The 3065-nt window shown below is 51.2% G+C and carries 3 protein-coding genes; all 3 read left to right on the top strand.

Annotated features, from left to right (window positions below):
- The coding region (locus ACLR2L_RS19705) for a molybdopterin-dependent oxidoreductase (RefSeq protein WP_413370668.1) at positions 1–1523 on the top strand (1523 nt) is incomplete at its 5' end.
- The gene (gene cobA, locus ACLR2L_RS19700) at positions 1507–2421 is read left to right on the top strand and encodes a uroporphyrinogen-III C-methyltransferase (protein ID WP_413370666.1); all 915 of its coding nucleotides are present in this window, start codon (positions 1507–1509) and stop codon (positions 2419–2421) included. The genes ACLR2L_RS19705 and cobA, both read left to right, overlap by 17 nt.
- Positions 2402–3065, top strand: a 664-nt coding sequence (locus ACLR2L_RS19695) for a glycosyl transferase family protein (RefSeq protein WP_413370664.1), incomplete at its 3' end; no start/stop codon positions are given. The genes cobA and ACLR2L_RS19695, both read left to right, overlap by 20 nt.

Here is a 3065-nt window from a genome sequence, read left to right as displayed (position 1 = left end):
TATGGATCATGGCGACCAATCCGGTTGCCAGTATGCCAAACCGTGAATTAATTGAAGCAGCGCTTTCGCGATGTGAAATGGTGATTGTGTCTGATACCGCAGCCCAAACCGATACGCTTAAGTTTGCTGATGTGGTGTTTCCGGCCACCGGCTGGTCGGAAAAGAATGGCACGGTAACGAACTCTGAACGCCGGATTTCACGTCAGCGCGGCTTAGTCCCACCCAGTGGAGAAGCCAAACACGACTGGCAAATCATCAGTGAAGTAGCCAGTGCACTGGGCTTCGGTCAGGCGTTTAACTATCAGCATCCGGTTGAGATTTTCCGTGAACATTGTGCGTTAACCGGCACTGAAAACACAGGGCGCCGGGCCTTGGATTTATCGCCCCTACAAGAGGTCACAGAACAACAGTACGATTTGATGCGTCCACAGCAATGGCCTTTTAGTGACGTACATCGCGCCGGGTCAGGACGCCTGTTTTCAGATGGCACATTTTATACGCCAGATGGTAAAGCACGCATGATTGCGGTGAGCCCTGCATTGCCCACGCAAGCAACCTCAGTCGCTTATCCTTATGCGCTCAATACTGGCAGAGTGCGCGATCAATGGCATACCATGACTCGCACAGGCAACACGGCAAGGTTGCTAAAACACATGGATCGCCCCTGGTTGAGTGTGAACAGTGATGATGCCAGAGCGCTGGGAGTAAAAGACGGTGACCTGCTGCAATTAAACGCAGAATGCGCAAAAGATACGAGCGTTATTTTACCGGTTAAAGTTGATGACAAGCAGCGAAAGGGCGACATGTTTGCGCCGTTTCACTGGTCAGCCACCTGGGGCTCTCACTGTAAAGTAGGGGCTTTATTAAACGGTGCAAACGATCCTTTGTCTGGTCAGCCTGAGCTGAAACACGGCGCGGTGAGTGCACAAAAAGCGCAGATGGGCTCATACGGCCTGGTGTATGGCGGCGCTGATTATGTTGGTCCGATCCGCAATGCATTTACCTACTGGTTAGCTTGCCCGACTGAGGTAGCGCACAGTGCCACGGTGGCAGATATAAAAGCGCCTCAGGAACTGGTGGCAATGCTTTACAAGCTGTTGCCGCAGGATACCCAATGGGCGACTCGACAAACACCTGATGCAGTAAGCGTAATTGCTACGCGCAACGATGCGTTGGTGCTGGCAGTGATGCTCAGCGCCACTGCACTGAATGTGCCTCTGGACTGGTTAGATAGCCTGTTAGTGGCAGACACACTGACGTCTGAACAGCTAAGTGCTTTACTCAATCAGCAACCCGACGATGCATTTTTGCTGGGTAAACTGGTTTGTAGCTGTTTTGGTGTGCGTGAAAATACCATCAAGCAAGCCGTTCAGGATGGTTGTAACAGCGTGGAAGCACTGGGCAAAACACTCAAGTGCGGCACAAATTGTGGTTCGTGTAAAAGCGAGCTGGCTTCCTTGCTATCGAGCGAGGCATCAACGTTAACTGACACGGAATCTACCCCTTATGAGCGTATTATTTAATCCTGTAACCGCGCCGCTTATTGAAGGGGCGTTACGCATCCAAACCAAGCTGCGCAGTTTTACGCAGCGTGGCTTACTCGGTGGGCTCAATAGCGGGTTTACCGCGGATCGACATGGCGAAGCCAAAACCGGCGAAGTCTTTATTGTTGGGGCCGGACCGGGCGATGCTGAATTACTCACCGTAAAAGCATACCGTTTGCTGCAAACCGCCGATATCGTGTTGTTTGACTGGCTGGTGGATCAATCCGTGTTGGATTGTATTCCACGTCACATTGAAAAAGTCTTTGTGGGTAAACGCTGTGGTAAACACAGTGTGCCTCAACATGAAATTTGTGCGCGGATGGTTGAACTTGGGCTTGCAGGAAAGCGGGTAGTGCGCTTGAAGGGCGGCGATCCCGCCGTGTTTGCGCGTACCTGTGAGGAAACCGATGCACTGACCAAAGCAAATATTCCGTTTGCGATTGTCCCTGGAATAACGGCCGCTTCCGGTGCTTCGGCCTACACGGGCATTCCCCTTACCGATCGCAGTGTGGCTCAATCGGTTAGATTAATGACGGCGCAGTTTCAGAATCCTGAGAAAGAAGCCGACTGGGCGTCGATTGCGCGCAATGCTGAACGCGAAACCACGGTAATTTATATGGGCTTTTCGCGCCTCGCCTTGTTGTGCCAGCGGCTTCAGGAAAATGGCGTAGATGCCAATATGCCAGTTGCGGTGATCGAGAACGCGTGTTGTAATCAACAGCAGGTCATCGCTGCGACTATTAGCGATATAGTTCAACACGTTGCGCAAGCAAATATGACAGGTCCTGCACTGGTAGTAATTGGACATGTTGTAAATGCCCGCCAATCTGTCTCTTTAGAGCTGCTTAATCAATCCTATGAGAAGCTTGCCATTTAGTGAATATATTAAAGCCCTTGGCAAAGGGCAAAAGGGTGCGCGTCATCTGACGTTTGATGAGGCCTATGATGCCATGGGCCGCGTACTCGACAACAGTATTGCGCCTGAACAAGCGGGCGCATTTTTAATGTTACTGCGTATGCAGGAAGAATCCGTCGAAGAATTACTCGCCTTTATTCGCGCTTGTCGCGAACGTGTTCCGTCAGAGCTGACGGCATTAAACGTACAACTTGATATAGGCTGTTATGCAGGTAAACGCCGGCAATTGCCCTGGTACCTGTTCAGTGTGGCGTTGTTGGCATCGAGTGGTGTTAAGGTTTGTCTGCACGGCGCATCTGAACCGGGGTCACAGCGTTTTTATGCCAGCCATGCGTTACCGGATTTAGGCTTACCCTTGGCTGAGTCAATCGAACAGGCCAAACGTCATCAGGCTGCCTGTAATGTCAGTTATCTGGATCTCGGTATTGCGCTACCTGAATTGGACCGTTTAATTAAACTACGGGAACTGTTTGGTTTGCGTTCCTGCGCTAATACGCTGGCCCGTTTGCTTAATCCCAGTCATGCTCCCTTTGCCGTGCAGGGGGTTTATCATGTTCACCTTGATGAACGTCATGCGCTGGTGAATGAACAATTCAAGCAGTCGT

This window comes from Alteromonas sp. AMM-1, assembly GCF_047290655.1.
GTDB lineage: Bacteria > Pseudomonadota > Gammaproteobacteria > Enterobacterales > Alteromonadaceae > Alteromonas > Alteromonas mangrovi.
This window is presented reverse-complemented; position numbering and strand designations above follow the sequence as displayed.

Coding starts and splice junctions, on each gene's coding strand:
- cobA (WP_413370666.1), top strand. CDS start 1,507: ATGAGCGTATTATTTAATCCTGTAACCGCGCCGCTTATTGAAGGGGCG.